Here is a 14343-nt window from a genome sequence, read left to right on the forward strand (position 1 = left end):
GCCGGGAAGGGGGCACGCGAGGGGTTCGTCAGCGGGGGCGTGGACGGCGTCGGCCACGCTGGAGCGCTCAGGGGAAGGCGGGCGGCTGCTGGTCCGTGATCAACGACACTGGGCGCTGGCGACGTGGCCGAAGTCCACGTGCGGGCGCCTGGTCAGGAGAGTGCCCTGGCTCATGCCAACGACGCTAGGCCGCCGCGAGCCTCAAGTCAATATTCCCTACTGGTTTTAAAGGGAATACCTTATTGGGATGAATCGCGAAGTTTGGCGGGCGGCACCGGGATCGCCGGGAAGGGGTTGTCCGGCAGCAGGATGACCCGGCGTGCCTGCCGGGGCTGCATGGCGGCGTCGAGGTGGAGCAGGGCGGCCCCGATGCCGGCCGCGCCGACCATGTACCCGGTGTCCGCGCTCACCTCGCCCGGCCGCAGCCGCCGGTACGCCTGGTACCAGCGGAACCCCTGGCCGTCGTGGTTGTCGCCGCGCCCGATGAGGTGCCCGGCCAGCACCTGGGCCTGCGCGAGGCGGGCTTCGTCGCCGGTCGCCGCCCACAGGCCGACGAACAGTTCGAGCAGCCCGGCCGCGCCGCAACACTGGCAGGCCACGTTCCAGAAGCCGTCGGTCTGCCGGAGCGGGGCGCCGCTCTCGACGACGCCGTGCGCGAGCCGTTCGACCCAGTCGAGGTGGCCGGGGTCGCCGGTGACCCGGTACAGCTCGTAGAACATCCGGGCCACGCCCGCCGAGCCCGAGCAGAAGCCCAGGTAGTGCAGCTCGCGCCCCTGCGGCACGTGGTGCGGGACGACGGCGCACCTGCCCGCCACCGCGCTCACCTCGCGCACGAAGCCCGCGCCGCGGGCGGCCGCCTCCAGGAAACGCCGCTCGCCCGTGACGCCGTAGAGCCTGGCCAGCAGGAAGGCGGTGCCCGCCGTGCCGGACAGGAAGCCCGGGGTGACGGCGTCGAGCGGCAGGTCGGCGCAGTCGCCGAAACGGTGGCCGGGCACGGCGAGCCCGGCGATGCGCTCGCCCGCCGCCACCGCCGTCTCCTCGTAGCCGCGCACGCCGAGCGCGGCGGCGGCCTGGAGCAGCCCCAGCACGATGCCGCCGTCGCCGCGCTGGGCGGGCTCGCGCGTCCAGCCGGGGCCGCCGTCGAGCGGGCGCGCGGCACGGACGATCGCGTCGGCCACCGCGACGGCCTCCTCCTCGAAGACGCCGTCGCCGAAGGCCCAGCCGGCCTCGATCAGCGCGACGAGTGTGCCGGTCAGGCCGTGGTAGAGGGTCAGGTCGGCGCGCTCGCGCCAGGTGGCGGCCAGGTAGCGGGCGCCCCTGCGGGCGTCGTCCAGGTACGCCTCGTGGCCGGTCGCGGCGGCGAGTTCCAGGAAGAACAGCACGATGCCGGCCGCGCCCGCGTACAGGGAGGCGGAGTCGCCGGCGGCGGCCGACCTGCCACGGGGGTCGGGGTTGGCGCGCCAGTGGCGGCCTCTGCCGTCGTCGACGGCGGCGGTGCGGATCCAGCGGCCCGCCATGATCGCGGCGGTCAGCGGAGTCTCGGCGCGCTCACTCGGCGAGCGGGTCCGGTCCAAGCCCATACTCCATTCTCCCACACTTCCGGTAGGAAAATCGGCCTTTCCTCAAGGGTTCGCCTCCATCATCGCGGGTAACGGAACGGTGACGTCGAGTATCGAACGGGGAGGGCGTCGTGAAGCGTCCCATCATCTGTGCCGCGATCCTGGCCCTGGGCGTCACGGGCTGCACGAACACCGGATACGACACGGGGCAGCACCTGCCGCAGAACGAGGGCGCGAACGCCGACGCCAAGGGCGTCATGCACGTGCGCAACGCCTACCTGCGGGCCGCTCCCGGCCAGGCGGTCACCCCGGCCTCGCCCGCCTCCGAGCAGACCCTCTACGCCGTGCTGATCAACGACGGCCACAAGCCCGACCAGCTCCAGCAGATCACCGTCGAAGGCGGCGGCTCGGTGCAGCTGTCCGCCGGCGCCGCCGACATCCGGCCCGGCCAGCCCGTGGGCGCGGGCGACCAGCCGCTCGGCACGGTCACCGGCGTGCGCGGCGCCACCGTGCCCATGACCTTCACCTTCCGCGACGCCGGGGCCGTGCGCGTGTACGTGCCCGTCAAGCAGAACGCGAGCCAGTCCCCCGCCGGCTCGCCCGGCCCCGCGGCCACTCCGGCGGCCCCGGGTCACGCGCCGCCCCACGCCCCCCGTCACCGGACCGGCCACTCAACCGGCCACTGAACCGGCCACTGAACCGGCCACTCAACTGGCCACTGAGGGGCGCAGCGCGGACAGCAGCCGGTCCAGCTCGGCGGCGATCAGCGGCAGGTCGGCGTCCGGGTCGGCGGAGCGGGCCAGCAGCATGCCGCCCTCGCAGACCGCGCCGAACACGAGCTGCGCGCGGGCGGGCGCGTTCCCGCCCGCGATCCGCCCGCCCTCGGCGGCCCGGCTCAGGCCGCCGGCCAGGACGCGCAGCAGGTGGTCGTACTCGATCTCGCGGGCGGTCTCCCAGCCCAGCACCGAGGGCGCGTCGAGCAGCACGATCTGCCGGAAGCCCGGGTCGAGGCAGTGCTCCAGGAAGGTGCGCAGGCCCCGGCGCAGCGCCGCCAACGGGTCGTCCTCCTGGGCGCCGGCGTGCTCCAGGGCCGCCGCGACCTCGGCCAGCTCGCCGGTGAACGCCGCCCGGAACAGCGCCGGCTTGCCGCCGAAGTGGTGGTACGCGGCCCCCTTGGTGACCCCCGCGCGGGCGGCGACGGCGTCGATCGAGGTGTCGGCGTAGCCGTTCTCACCGAACAGCCGGCGCGCGGCGCCCACCAGCCGCGCCGTCGTCTCGTCCGTGCGTTCTGCCTGGGTACGGCGGCTCATTGACTTCCATACTCCTAGTACGTATGTTCGAATCACGTACCAGAAGTATGGAACATGGAGGCCCGTCGTGTCCGCAGAACCCATCGCCGTATACGGAGCAAGTGGTCATACCGGACGCCTGGTGGCGGCGGAGTTACGCGCGCGCGGCCTGGAGGTGATCCTGGCCGGTCGCGACGCCGCCCGGCTCAAGGCCGTCTCCGACGAGCTCGGCGGAGCCCGCGTCCACGAGGCCCCGCTCGACGACGCCGACGCCCTGCGCGCCCTCACCGCCGAGGCCGGCGTGCTGGTCCACTGCGCCGGGCCCTTCACCGACACCGGTCAGCCGGTGGCCCGCGCCGCGGCGGCGTCCGGCTGCCACTACGTCGATCACGCCCTTGAGCAGCACCACACCAAGTGGATGTTCGACACCATGTCCGAGCCCGCCGCGGCCGCGGGCGTCACGATGATCACGGCCATGAGCTTCTACGGCGGCATGGGCGACCTGCTGGCCTCGGCCGTGTCCGCCGGGCTGACCGGCATCGACCGGGTGACCAGCGCGTACGCCGTGTCCGGCTGGCGGCTGACCACCGGCGCGCGCAGGACCGCCGAGCTGCTGTTCGCCGACACCCGCCGCATCACCTTCAGCGACGGCGCCCAGCACGTCGGGTACGTCGAGCCGCGCAACGCCGTCTTCCCCTTCCCGCCGCCGCTCGGCCCGCGGACGATGATCGCGCCGATCCCGTCGTCGGAGGTCGTCACCGTGCCCAGGCACGTGCCGGCCCGCTGGGTGGAGGCGCAGCTCACCGCGCACACCTTCGAGGAGGAGGGCGCCTTCACCGGCGAGGCCGTCGACCTTGAGACCAGGGCGGCCTCGGAGTTCACCGTGGCCGTCCAGGTCGTCACCGAGGACGGCGGCGCGGCCGGCCGCATCACCGGCCGCGACCTGTGGCGGCTCAGCGCGCTGGCCTCGGTCGAGGCCGCCGTGCGGCTGGCCGGCGGGCACGGGCCGGGGCCCGGCGTCTTCGCCCCGGCCGAGGCGTTCCCCGCCGAGCCGTTCCTGCGCGACCTCGAAGCGCTCGGGCTGCTCAGGCTCACCCTGCCGGGAAGGAGCGGGCGATGATCCTGGTCACGGGCGCGGCCGGCGGCTCCCAGGGCGGCACCGGCAGGCAGGTCGCCGAGCAGCTGCTCCGGCGCGACCAGGCCGTGCGCGCCTTCGTGCACGCCGACGACGAGCGCGCCGGCGAGCTGCGCAAGCTCGGCGCGGATGTCGTCGTCGGCGACCTGCGCGAGATCAGGGACGTGCGGCCCGCCATGCGCGGGGTGCGGCGGGCGTACTTCACCTATCCGGTGACGGCCGGGCTGCTCGACGCGACCGGCGCGTTCGCGGCGGCGGCCAGGGAGGAGGGCGTCGAGCGGGTGGTCGAGGTCTCCCAGCTCGACGCCCAGCCCGAGGCCGGGACGCCGCGCATGCGCCGCCACTGGCTGTCGGAGCAGGTCTTCGACTGGGCCGGGGTGGGCGCGGTGCACCTGCGCGCGGCGGTCTTCTTCGAGAACCTGGCCGTCGTGGCGGACGCGTACGGCGAGCTGGCCCTCCCGCTGGGCCCGCCGGACACGCTGATCCCGCTCGTCGCCGCCGCCGACGTGGCGCGGGTGGGCGCGGGCCTCCTGCTCGACCCGGCCCCGGCCGACCCGGTGTGCCTGGTGACGGGCCAGATGGCGACGGCCGCCGAGGCCGCCGGCGCGCTCGGCGTGCGCTACGCGGACCTGCCGCCCGAGGAGTGGGAGCGGCGGGCGCACGACGTGTACCGCGACCCGTACGCCGTCGAGCACCTGAGCCACCTGTGGGCGATCTTCCGCTTCATCGGCTCCGGCGACCACCCGCTCTACCGGGTCACCGAGAGCATCGAGCGCGTCGGCGGGCGTCGCCCGGTGACCATCGGGGAGTTCGCCGCGGCCCGGCGCTGATCCCGTCCTGGCCGGACTGGAGTCAGCGCAGGCCCGCGAGGACGCCGCGCGCGACGGCCTCCCGCCCGGCCTCCTCCTCGGCCGCCGCCGCCTGCTCGGCCGCCACCCGTACGTCGTAGGCGGCGCGGGCCGTGGCGATCTCGCCCTGGTGCTCCTCGGTCCAGGTGACCAGGGCGCGGATGGTGGCGTGCAACGTGCCGCCGAGGGGCGTCAGCGCGTAGTCCACGCGCGGCGGCACGGTCGGATGGACGGTACGGCTCACCAGGCCGTCGCGCTCCAGGTGCCGCAGGGTCCTGGTCAGCATGCGCTGGCTCACGCCGTCGATCATGCGGCGCAGCTCGGTGAAGCGCAGGCTGCGCCGGTCGAGCAGCGCGATCACCTGGAGCGACCACTTGTCGGCGATCCGGTCGAGGATCTGCCTGACCTCGCAGTCCTCCCGCTGGTCCCATTGCAGCACGTCGTAGTCGGTATCCCCGCAGTGACCGAGGGACATCGAAGTTCCGTCTTCCATGGCTCCTAATGGTGACCAAAAATGCTGCTGGTTACAAGAAGGAACCGACCATTGTGGAAGGAATGCACCATGTCTCCCTCATCTCCCCCGAACGACCGCATGGGGGCACGCGCGTGGAGCGCGCTGTTCGTCCTGGCGGGGGCCATCTTCCTGGAAGGCATCGACGTGGCCATGCTCAACGTGGCGCTGCCGTCGATCCGCGCCGACCTCGGCCTGTCCACCGGCACGCTGAGCGGCGTGGTCAGCGCGTACGTGCTGGGCTACGGCGGGTTCATGCTGCTGGGCGGCCGGGCCGCCGACCTGCTCGGCCACCGCCGCATGTTCCTGACCTGGCTGACGGTGTTCCTGCTCTTCTCCGGCCTGGGCGGCTTCGCGACCGAAGGATGGATGCTGCTGGTCGCCCGGTTCGTCACGGGGGTCGCCGCCGCGTTCATGGCGCCCGCCGGGCTGGCGCTGGTCACCGGCAACTTCCCCGAGGGCCCGCAGCGCACCAAGGCGCTCGGCGTGTACGCCGGGACCGCGGCGGGCGGCTTCTCGCTCGGCCTGGTCGCCGGCGGCCTGCTGGCCTCGATCGGCTGGCGCTGGGTGTTCTTCGCCCCCGTGGCGCTGTCGGCGGTGATCCTGCTGGCCGCCGTCCCGCTGGTCAAGGACTCCGGCGAACGGGCGCGGGGCTCGTTCGACCTGGCCGGGGCGCTGACCATCACCGGCTCGATGCTGCTGCTCGTGTACGGCGTGGTCCGCCTGGAGGCGCCCGCGGACGGCTCCGGCGCCACCCTCGCGACGTTCGCCGCCGGGCTGCTGCTGCTCGCCCTGTTCGTGCTGATCGAGCGGCGCTCGGCCAACCCGCTGGTCCGGCTGGACATCCTGCGGTCGGGGCCGCTCGTCCGGGCCAACCTGGGCGCGCTGCTCTTCCTGGCCTCGTTCGCCGGGTTCCAGTTCCTGGCCACGCTCTACCTCCAGGAGGTGCGCGGCTGGAGCACCCTGCAGACCGGCCTGGCCATGCTGGTGATCGGCATCGACACCGTCCTGGCTCCCACGCTCACGCCGCGCCTGGTGAACAGGTTCGGCAACGCCCGCGTGCTGTTCGCCGGGATCGTGCTGGCGGCGCTGGCGTACGCGCTGTTCCTGCCGGTCGGCCCGGACTGGACGTACGCCGCCATGCTGCCCACCATGCTCCTGCTCGGCCTGGCCTTCTCGCTGACCTACGGCCCGCTGACCATGGCCGCGACCGAGGGCGTGACCGAGGACCGGCAGGGCCTGGCCGGCGGCCTGCTCTACACGGCGATGCAGTTCGGCACCGCGCTCGGCCTGTCGGCGGTCACCGCCGTGAACGTGGCCGCGCTCGGCGGGGGCGCCGCGCCGACCCTGGACTCGCTCCGGATCGCCCTGGCCGTCCCGGTGGCCGCCGCGGTGGCGGCCGTGCTGGTGACCGCGTTCGGCCTGCGTGCCCGTGCCGCCGCCGCGCCCGTCGAGAGCCCGGTGCCCGAGGCCGTCGGCTAGGACGGGCCCGGCCGCGGTTCCCTGCGCACCCGGGAGAGCTTGTCGGGGTTCGCGACCGTGTAGATGTCGCGAACCTGCGACCCGTCGGAGGTCAGATCGACGACCATGACGGCGAACGGCGCGTTCTCCACGAACACCACCGCCGACGGATCCCCGTTGGTCTCCCGGTACTGGATGTCCAGCCCCTCCATCGGCTGCGCGGTGCGCGCGACGAGCAGCCGGGCCACCTTGTCGCGGCCCCGGACCGGACGCGGCCCGCCCACCACCGACTTGCCGCCGCCGTCGGCCCACAGGGTCACCTCCGGCGCCAGCAGCTCCATCAGCGCGTCGAGGTCGCCGCCGAACGCCGCCGCCACGAACCGCTCGGTCACCTCCTGCTGGACGTGCGCGTCCACCCGGTTGCGCGGGCGCCGGGCCTGGACGTGCTCGCGGGCCCGGTGCGCGAGCTGGCGGACGGCGGCGGGGCTGCGGCCGAGCATGCCGGCGATCTCGGTGTGCTGGAAGGCGAACACCTCGTGCAGGATGAACACGGCCCGCTCCAGCGGGGTCAGCGTCTCCAGCACCACCAGCAGGGCCAGCGACACCGACTCGCCCCGCACGACGTCCTCGGCCCCGTCGGCGTCATGCACCAGTGGTTCGGGGAGCCAGGGCCCGACGTAGGTCTCGCGGCGGCGGCGCAGCGCCGACTGGTGCGCGAGCGCCTGGTTCACGGCGATGCGCACCAGGTAGGCGCGGGGGTTCCCGATCTCGTCCGGGTCCCGCGACGACCAGGCCAGCCAGGTGTCCTGGAGCACGTCCTCGGTGTCGGAGACGCTGCCGAGCATGTTGTAGACGATGGAGAACAGCAGCTCCCTGTGGCCGCCGAAAACGTCCGTCATTCCAGGCATCATGTCCTTTGAGAGCCTTCGGCGCCCCCAGGTGTGACATGGGCTGCGTCACACCAGGTAACGCAGCCACAGGTACGGCGTCGCCAGCGCGACCGTCGTCGCGGTGACGATCAGACCGTACTTCGTGAACTGCCAGAAACTGATCGGGGTGCCGTTGCGGGCGGCGATGCCGAGGATGACCACGTTCGCCGCCGCGCCCACGGCGGTGGCGTTGCCGCCCAGGTCGGCGCCGAGCGCCAGGGCCCACCACAACACCTGCGCCGGCCCCTCGCCGCCGTTGGCCTGGACGAGGTCGGCGACGATCGGGCTCATGGTGGCGACGTACGGGATGTTGTCCACGATGGCGGAAAGGCCCGCCGAGGCCCACAGCAGCACCATCGTGGTCAGCTCGAGCCGGCCGTGCGTGGCCTGCGCGGCGGCCTGGGAGACCTGGGCGATGACCCCGGTCTCCACCAGCGCCCCGACCATGACGAACAGCCCCGCGAAGAACACCAGCGTGGGCCACTCGACCTCGGCGATCGCCTCCTCGGTGGTCACCTTGGTGAGCGCCACCAGCACGCCCGCGCCGAGCAGCGCCACCACCGACGGCTCGTAGTGCAGCACGGGATGCAGCACGAACGCCGCCATCACCACCGCGAGCACGGTCAGCGACTGCCACAGCAGCCTGCGGTCGGCGATGGCCTCGCGCTCGTCGAGCGTCATGATCTCGGCCGCCAGCTCGGGGTCGTAGCGGAACGACCGGCGGAACATCACCCGGCACAGCCCGATGAAGACCACGATCAGCACCACGATCAGCGGGGCGAGGTGCGCGAGGAAGTCGTTGAAGGTCAGCCCGCCGCGGCTGGCGATGATGATGTTGGGCGGGTCGCCGACCAGGGTGGCGGTGCCGCCGATGTTGGAGGCCATCGCCTCGGCGATGAGGAACGGCGCGACCGGCAGCGCCAGCCGTTCGCAGACCAGGAACGTCACCGGCGCGATCAGCAGCACGGTGGTCACGTTGTCCAGCAGCGCCGACGCGCCCGCGGTGATCAGGATCAGCAGCACCATGAGCCGGAACGGACGCCCCCTGGCCCGTTTGGCGGCCCAGATGGCCAGGAACTCGAAGACGCCCGTCTGTTTCAGCACGCCGACGATCACCATCATGCCGAGCAGCAGGAAGATGACGTTCCAGTCGATGCCGGTGTGCTCGTCGAAGAAGGCCGCGCCGCCGTCGGTGGCGTGCAGCACCAGCATGATCCCCGCGCCGCCGAGCGCGGCGGCGACCCGGTGCACCTTCTCGGTGGCGATCAGCGTGTACGAGACGAGGAAGACGGCGACCGCCAGCCACGCGGTGACGGTCACGGCGGACCACCCGGGAAAGCCTGCAAGGAGAACTCCACGATCGACGACAGAATCGCCGACCAGACTTCCCGGCACACCTCAGGACAACTTACCAAGAGGCGCGGCCGGACGGGACCGGCGGACTGGCCGCCCGTACGGGGCCAGGCGCCGGTCGCGCCCGGTCGGTGGCTGGTCAGCCGACGTTGAACTGCCCCTTGAAGCCCGCGTGCAGCACGCTGCCGGACGAGCCCGAGACGCACGTGCCCGAACCGCCGAGCAGGTAGGTGTCGAACCGGCCCGTGAACGCCTTGCCCCTGAACGGCCCGGACTGGATCGTCCCCGACACCTTGGCCGTGTCGTGCACGATCTCGACGATGCGCGCGCTGGCCTTGCTGGTCTGCCTGGTGCCGTTGACGGTCCAGTCGATGGTGACCGTGCCGGTGCCCGCGGGCGCGGCGGGCCCGGCGGCGGCGGCGCGGTCGCGGATGACGCCGTCGGACTGCCCCCAGCGCTCGCGGTCGTAGACCACGCGGTCGGCCAGGTTCCGGCCGTCGCGGTCGTGGATGACGCGGTCGGCCAGGTTGCGCTCGTCCTGGTCGTGGACGATGCGGTCGGCCAGGCTGCGGCCCTCGCGGTTGTAGACGATGCGGTTGGACAGGCTGCGGCCGTCGGCGTCGCGGTCGGTGAACACGCGGTCGAAGGCGTCGTCGTCGCCGGACAGGCGCCCCCTCGTGGTGGTGGTGGCGCGTCCGCCGCACGTCGGGGTCACGCCGTTGAAGCTGGCTCTGAGCCGGGCCGCCGTGACGCCCGTGCCGCCGTGGTCGACGCAGTTCCACGGCTCCCGGCGGCTGGTGGAACGTTCCAGGCGCAGCAGCCGCTGCGCGCCGGGCAGGTACTGCGCCTGACCGGACACGGTGCAGGAGATCACGGCCGCGGCGTGCGCGGCCCCCGGGACGACGGCCGGAGCCAGGACGGTCAGCCCGGCGGCGGCCAGGGCGGGCAGTGACGTGGCGAGAGTAGGCATGAGACTGCTCCTTTTCGAGGCAGGACGGGTCGGCGCATCGGGCCGACCTGTCACGACAGGACGGGTCGACGCGAGCCGCCGGCCGGGCCCGCCATCGCTCTCCGGTGAGAGGTCCCGATCTCGGACGCTACGAGGCGAACCGCAAACATCGCCCCAAATGGCCGCCCGTGGCGTCCCAGATGTACGGACTCACCCCTGCCTGTCCACCCTCGGCCCCTCCAGCGGCGCAGGCGATCACAGCAGGTCGTGCGCGCGGGCGGCGGCGGCCGCCTGGGTACGGGTGGAGACCTCCAGCTTGGCCAGGATGTTGGAGACGTGCACGCTCACCGTCTTCTGCGCGATGAACAGCCGCCCGGCGATCTCCTTGTTGGTCAGCCCCTCGGCGACCAGCCGCAACACCTCGACCTCGCGCGCGGTGAGCCCGCCCTCGGCCTGCCCGCCGCCGAAGCGGGCCCGCCTGCCGAACTCCAGCAGCGCGGCCTCCAGCGGCGCGGCCCGCAACCGGCCGGCCGCCTCCTTGGCGAGGGACCACTCCTCCTGCGCCGCCTCCCGCTCACCGGCCGCGAGCAGCGCCTCGGCCAGCCGCCAGCGCGCCCTGGCCACCTCGTAGACGAAGCCGAAGTCGAACGCCGCGACCACCTCGCGCCACAGCTCGACGTCGAGCCGCCCGTGGAGGCGATGCCACTCGGCCTCCACCCGCAACGCCCACGCCTTCCCCTCGGGGCCGAGGTGGCCGCCGTCGCCGGTCGGGCCCCGGGTCGCGGCGACCCTGGCACGTGCCAGCAGGTCGTCGGCGCCCTCGGTCGTGCCCAGCTCGGCCATCGCCCACAGGCCGACGGCGGCCAGCCGCAGCGTGCCGGACTCACCCTCTTCGAGGGTGGCCATGGCCGCGTGGACGTGGTCGAGCGCGGCGGCCGGATCGCCGTTCCACAGGGAGTGCTCGGCCGCCATGCCCCGCGACATGTACGTGGCCAGCGGGTTGTGCCAGAACGGACGCAGCCACTCCAGCCGCGCCTCGACCTCCGGCAGCCCCCGCCCCACCTCGATGAACAGCGCGAACGACGACAGGATGGCCTCCGACAGCATGCCCACCCGCGCGCCGAACCCGGCGGCCACCGCCTCCGCGGCGTCCCACTCGCCGGCGACGTAGTGGATGAGCAGGCGCAGGAAGCGCAGGTCGGTGCCGTAGGTGCTCCATTTGAGGCCGGTGTCGACGGCCAGCTTGACGCCGTCGTCGGCCATCTCGGCAGCCTGGGCGAGCAGGCCGTGCTCGTAGTGGAAGCGGGCGTGGTGGAAGCGGGCCCGCAGGTCCATCGCCAGGTCGCCGGTCTCCCGGGCGGCGGCGCCGGCGACCAGCGATCTGGCCCGTGCCACGTCGCCCTGGAGCTCGACGTAGGCGGCCAGCGTGAGCAGCGCGCCCACCTCGGCGTCGACGGCGCCGCAGGCGCGGGCCGTGTCCAGGGCGCGCGTGGTCAGCGACTCGATCTCGCGGTGGCGCGGGCTCCACGACAGCGCGCGGGCCAGGGTGGCGAGCGCACGGGCGAGGCTCGGCTCGTCGTCGGCGCTCTCGACGGCACGCTCGGCCGCGGCGATCGCCCCCGGCTGGTCGCCGGTTTCGAACAGGTAGTAGGCCAGCCGCTCCTCCACCTCGGAGGTCGAGGGCAGCGCGCGCAGCCGGTGGATCGCGCGGTGGTTGTCGCCGCTGTCGGCCGCCGCGACGGCGCTGCGGAAGGCCAGCGCGGCCCGGCTCTCCCCGGCCAGCCCGGCGGCGTCCTCGACGCGGTCCCAGAGGCCGAGTGCCTGGTCGTAGTGGTTGTGGGCCTCGGCGGGCGCGCCCAGCCGCTCGGCCTCGCGGCCCGCCTGCGCCGAGGCCGCGAGCGCCCCGGCCAGGTCGTGGCTGGCGAGGTGATGGTGGGCCAGCTCGGCGGCCGAGGTGAGCAGCCGGGCGAAGTCGGCGTGCAGGCGCGTGCGCTCGCCGGGCAGCAGATCGGTGTAGACGGCCTCCTGCAACAGGGCGTGACGGAAGGCGTAGCCGTGGCCCTGCACCTTGAGCAGGCCGCGCGAGACGATCTCCCTGACCGCCTCCTCGAACTCGGCCAGCGGCAGCCCCGCCACCTCGCGCAGCAGGTCGTCCTCCACCCGGCGGCCGGCCACCGCGGCGGCGCGCAGCACCCGCTGCCCGGCCTCGGACAGCACCTCGACCCGCGACAGCAGCAGGCTGGCCAGCCCGTCGGGCAGGCTGTCGCCCTCGGACATGGCCGCGAACAGCTCTTCGGCGTAGAACGGGTTGCCCTCGGCGCGCGAGACGATGAGGCCGAGCTCCTGCGCGTCCACCTGCCCCAGAGTGGTGACATAGTCCGACATTTCGCTGGATTCCAGCGGGCCGAGCTCCACGTTCGTCACCGACGGCAGCCGCTTCAGCTCGGCCAGCACCGCGCGCAGCGGATGGCGGCGGTGCAGGTCGTCGGTGCGGTAGGTGCCGGCCACGCAGACGCGCTCGCTCTGGAGCATGCGGCTGAGGAAGACCAGCAGGTCGCGGGTGGAACGGTCGGCCCAGTGAAGGTCTTCGATCACGAACAGCACCGGCTGGACGTCGGCCAGCAGCCCGAGCAGCGACCCGAACAGCCGCTGCTGGGTGAGCCCGGCCGACGGCACCCCGCTCTCCCGGCCCGGCAGGAGCTGGCCCAGCATGGGATGGGCGGCGACGGCCTCGCGCACGCCGGGCTCGGCCCCGCGCAGCGCGTCGGCCAGCGGCAGGTAGGGCAGCGCGTCGCCCAGCTCGGCGCACTGGCCGACCATGACGTGGAAGCCGCGCTCGCGCGCCTCGGCGACCAGCTCACCGGCCAGGCGGGTCTTGCCGATCCCCGCGTCGCCGCCGACGAGCGCGACCCCGGCCGTGCCCTCGGCCGCGGACTCGAGCACGCGCACCAGCTTGGACAGCTCGGCCGAGCGCCCGACGAGAGAACCGTTCACGCCAGCAAGTGTGCCACGCGCCTGTGACATGCCATTGGTCCGCCCGGCCGCCGCGGAATTGGCCCTCATCGTCCTGCCGGGCCCGCTCTACGCTGCTCTTTCGTGATCTCCTTGACGACTTTCGTGCTCTTCGCGACGACCTCGCTCGTCCTGGTGCTCGTCCCCGGCCCCAACCACCTCTACATCGCCGCCAGGGGGCTGGCCCAGGGCAGGGCCGCCGGGCTGGCCAGCGCGCTCGGCGTGGAGACCGGGACGCTGGTGCACATCGCCGCCGCCGCGGCCGGGCTCTCGTACGTGATCTCGCGATCGGCGACGCTGTTCGCGGTCGTCAAGTGGGCCGGCGTGGCCTACCTCGTCTACCTGGGCGTGCGCGCCTTCACCGCCAAGGAGGCGCGGGCCGGGACGCCGCCCGTGCAGCCGCTGGCCAAGGTGTTCCTCGAAGGGGTGCTGGTCAACGTGCTCAACCCCAAGGTGGCGCTGTTCTTCGTGGCGTTCCTCCCGCACTTCGTGGACCCCGGCGCCGGCTCGCCGGCGCTGCAGATCGTCGTGTTCGGCCTGACGCTGCTGCTCCTGGGGTTCGTCTCCGACGTCGTGTACGCCCTCACCGCCGGCACCCTCGGCGCCCGCCTGACCAGGGGCGCCAAGGCTCTGCGGTACGGCAGCGGCGTCGTCTACCTGGGGCTCGGCGTGGCCATGGCGTTCGCCGGGAGAAAATGACCTATGGCGCCGAGGAAGCAGCAGGAGATCTTCGACGCGACGCTGTGGATGGTCGCGGAGAAGGGCTACGACGGGCTGACCGTCGAGGGGGTCGCCGAGCGCTCGGGGGTCAACAAGACGACGATCTACCGGTGGTGGCCGTCCAAGGCGGCGCTGCTGGGGGCCGCGCTGGTCGAGTCCGGCGTGCTGGCGTTCGAGGCGCCGGACACCGGGTCGTTCCGCGGTGACCTGGTGGCGCTGGTCGAGCAGGTCGAGCGGCTGCTCACCGAGCCGCCCGGCAGCGAGATCGCGGTCGCGGCGCTGGCCGCCGCCGTGCGCCATCCCGAGCTCGACGCCCGCCGGTTCTTCGCCGACCGGTTCGCGCGGGAGCGCGTGGTGTTCGAGCGGGCGGTGCGGCGGGGTGAGCTGAGCGCGTCGGCCGACCCGTTGCTGATCATGGATCTGCTGGCCGGGGCCGTGTGGATGCGCACGGTCTTCCGCGGCCTTCCGCTGCCCGGCGGCTTCGCCGAGAAGGCGGTCTCGGCCCTCCTCGACGCCTTCTGAGCGACTGCGCCCCGCGTTGAGCGGGCCTGGGGTGGGCTGAGCGGGTGCGGGCGGG

General features: G+C 73.4%; 13 protein-coding genes. 6 read left to right on the forward strand and 7 right to left on the reverse strand.

Features of this window, described 5'->3' with window-relative positions; translation table 11 throughout:
- Positions 1 to 239 precede the first annotated feature (239 nt).
- Positions 240 to 1580, reverse strand: a complete 1341-nt coding sequence (locus ACIBST_RS08000; protein WP_397170064.1) for a lanthionine synthetase LanC family protein — start codon at positions 1578 to 1580, stop codon at positions 240 to 242.
- A gap of 110 nt (positions 1581 to 1690) precedes the next feature.
- On the opposite strand from ACIBST_RS08000, the gene ACIBST_RS08005 reads away from it, so the two are divergent.
- Positions 1691 to 2245 (forward strand): hypothetical protein, encoded by a 555-nt coding sequence (locus ACIBST_RS08005; RefSeq protein WP_397170066.1) that lies wholly within the window; start codon positions 1691 to 1693, stop codon positions 2243 to 2245.
- 21 nt (positions 2246 to 2266) lie between these two features.
- On the opposite strand, the gene ACIBST_RS08010 is transcribed toward ACIBST_RS08005, so the two are convergent.
- Positions 2267 to 2869, reverse strand: coding sequence for a TetR/AcrR family transcriptional regulator (locus tag ACIBST_RS08010; protein ID WP_397170067.1), 603 nt, complete (start codon positions 2867 to 2869; stop codon positions 2267 to 2269).
- 67 nt (positions 2870 to 2936) lie between these two features.
- Between ACIBST_RS08010 and ACIBST_RS08015 the strand changes: the two genes are divergently transcribed.
- A complete protein-coding gene (locus ACIBST_RS08015) occupies positions 2937 to 3968 on the forward strand; it encodes a saccharopine dehydrogenase NADP-binding domain-containing protein (protein WP_397170069.1) in 1032 nt (343 codons plus the stop codon).
- Positions 3965 to 4813 (forward strand): NAD(P)H-binding protein, encoded by an 849-nt coding sequence (locus ACIBST_RS08020; protein ID WP_397170071.1) that lies wholly within the window; start codon positions 3965 to 3967, stop codon positions 4811 to 4813. The genes ACIBST_RS08015 and ACIBST_RS08020 overlap by 4 nt, the downstream gene beginning before the upstream one ends.
- Before the next feature lie 22 nt (positions 4814 to 4835).
- Here ACIBST_RS08020 and ACIBST_RS08025 read toward each other — a convergent pair whose 3' ends face one another.
- Positions 4836 to 5324 carry a helix-turn-helix domain-containing protein gene (locus ACIBST_RS08025; protein ID WP_352322626.1) on the reverse strand — a complete coding sequence of 163 codons (489 nt, stop codon included), beginning with the start codon at positions 5322 to 5324 and terminating at the stop codon, positions 4836 to 4838.
- Positions 5325 to 5393: 69 nt separating this feature from the next.
- On the opposite strand from ACIBST_RS08025, the gene ACIBST_RS08030 reads away from it, so the two are divergent.
- A complete protein-coding gene (locus ACIBST_RS08030; protein WP_397170072.1) occupies positions 5394 to 6824 on the forward strand; it encodes an MFS transporter in 1431 nt (476 codons plus the stop codon).
- Here the strand turns inward: ACIBST_RS08030 and sigJ are convergent.
- From sigJ to ACIBST_RS08050, 4 genes are all read right to left on the reverse strand, one after another.
- On the reverse strand, positions 6821 to 7702 hold the full coding sequence (gene sigJ / locus ACIBST_RS08035) for an RNA polymerase sigma factor SigJ (protein WP_397170074.1): 882 nt from the start codon (positions 7700 to 7702) through the stop codon (positions 6821 to 6823). The genes ACIBST_RS08030 and sigJ overlap by 4 nt on opposite strands.
- Positions 7703 to 7759: 57 nt before the next feature.
- Positions 7760 to 9052 (reverse strand): ArsB/NhaD family transporter, encoded by a 1293-nt coding sequence (locus ACIBST_RS08040; RefSeq protein ID WP_397170076.1) that lies wholly within the window; start codon positions 9050 to 9052, stop codon positions 7760 to 7762.
- A gap of 172 nt (positions 9053 to 9224) precedes the next feature.
- Positions 9225 to 10055, reverse strand: coding sequence for a hypothetical protein (locus ACIBST_RS08045; protein WP_397170078.1), 831 nt, complete (start codon positions 10053 to 10055; stop codon positions 9225 to 9227).
- Positions 10056 to 10289: 234 nt separating this feature from the next.
- Positions 10290 to 13028: an AAA family ATPase gene (locus tag ACIBST_RS08050; protein ID WP_397170079.1), complete on the reverse strand. Its 2739-nt coding sequence runs from the start codon at positions 13026 to 13028 to the stop codon at positions 10290 to 10292.
- Between the two features lie 102 nt (positions 13029 to 13130).
- On the opposite strand from ACIBST_RS08050, the gene ACIBST_RS08055 reads away from it, so the two are divergent.
- Together ACIBST_RS08055 and ACIBST_RS08060 are read left to right on the forward strand one after the other, a co-directional pair.
- A complete protein-coding gene (locus tag ACIBST_RS08055) occupies positions 13131 to 13745 on the forward strand; it encodes a LysE family translocator (protein WP_397170080.1) in 615 nt (204 codons plus the stop codon).
- A gap of 3 nt (positions 13746 to 13748) precedes the next feature.
- Positions 13749 to 14288: a TetR/AcrR family transcriptional regulator gene (locus ACIBST_RS08060; RefSeq protein WP_397170081.1), complete on the forward strand. Its 540-nt coding sequence runs from the start codon at positions 13749 to 13751 to the stop codon at positions 14286 to 14288.
- Positions 14289 to 14343: the final 55 nt, after the last annotated feature.

This window comes from Nonomuraea sp. NPDC049684 (genome assembly GCF_044465345.1).
Taxonomy (GTDB): Bacteria; Actinomycetota; Actinomycetes; order Streptosporangiales; family Streptosporangiaceae; genus Nonomuraea.

Bases quoted from the DNA above. Each gene is read 5' to 3' on its own strand.
- ACIBST_RS08010 (WP_397170067.1), bottom strand. From the start codon at position 2,869: ATGAGCCGCCGTACCCAGGCAGAACGCACGGACGAGACGACGGCGCGG.
- ACIBST_RS08030 (WP_397170072.1), top strand. From the start codon at position 5,394: ATGTCTCCCTCATCTCCCCCGAACGACCGCATGGGGGCACGCGCGTGG.
- ACIBST_RS08020 (WP_397170071.1), top strand. From the start codon at position 3,965: ATGATCCTGGTCACGGGCGCGGCCGGCGGCTCCCAGGGCGGCACCGGC.
- ACIBST_RS08060 (WP_397170081.1), top strand. From the start codon at position 13,749: ATGGCGCCGAGGAAGCAGCAGGAGATCTTCGACGCGACGCTGTGGATG.
- sigJ (WP_397170074.1), bottom strand. From the start codon at position 7,702: ATGACGGACGTTTTCGGCGGCCACAGGGAGCTGCTGTTCTCCATCGTC.
- ACIBST_RS08000 (WP_397170064.1), bottom strand. From the start codon at position 1,580: ATGGGCTTGGACCGGACCCGCTCGCCGAGTGAGCGCGCCGAGACTCCG.
- ACIBST_RS08025 (WP_352322626.1), bottom strand. From the start codon at position 5,324: ATGGAAGACGGAACTTCGATGTCCCTCGGTCACTGCGGGGATACCGAC.
- ACIBST_RS08045 (WP_397170078.1), bottom strand. From the start codon at position 10,055: ATGCCTACTCTCGCCACGTCACTGCCCGCCCTGGCCGCCGCCGGGCTG.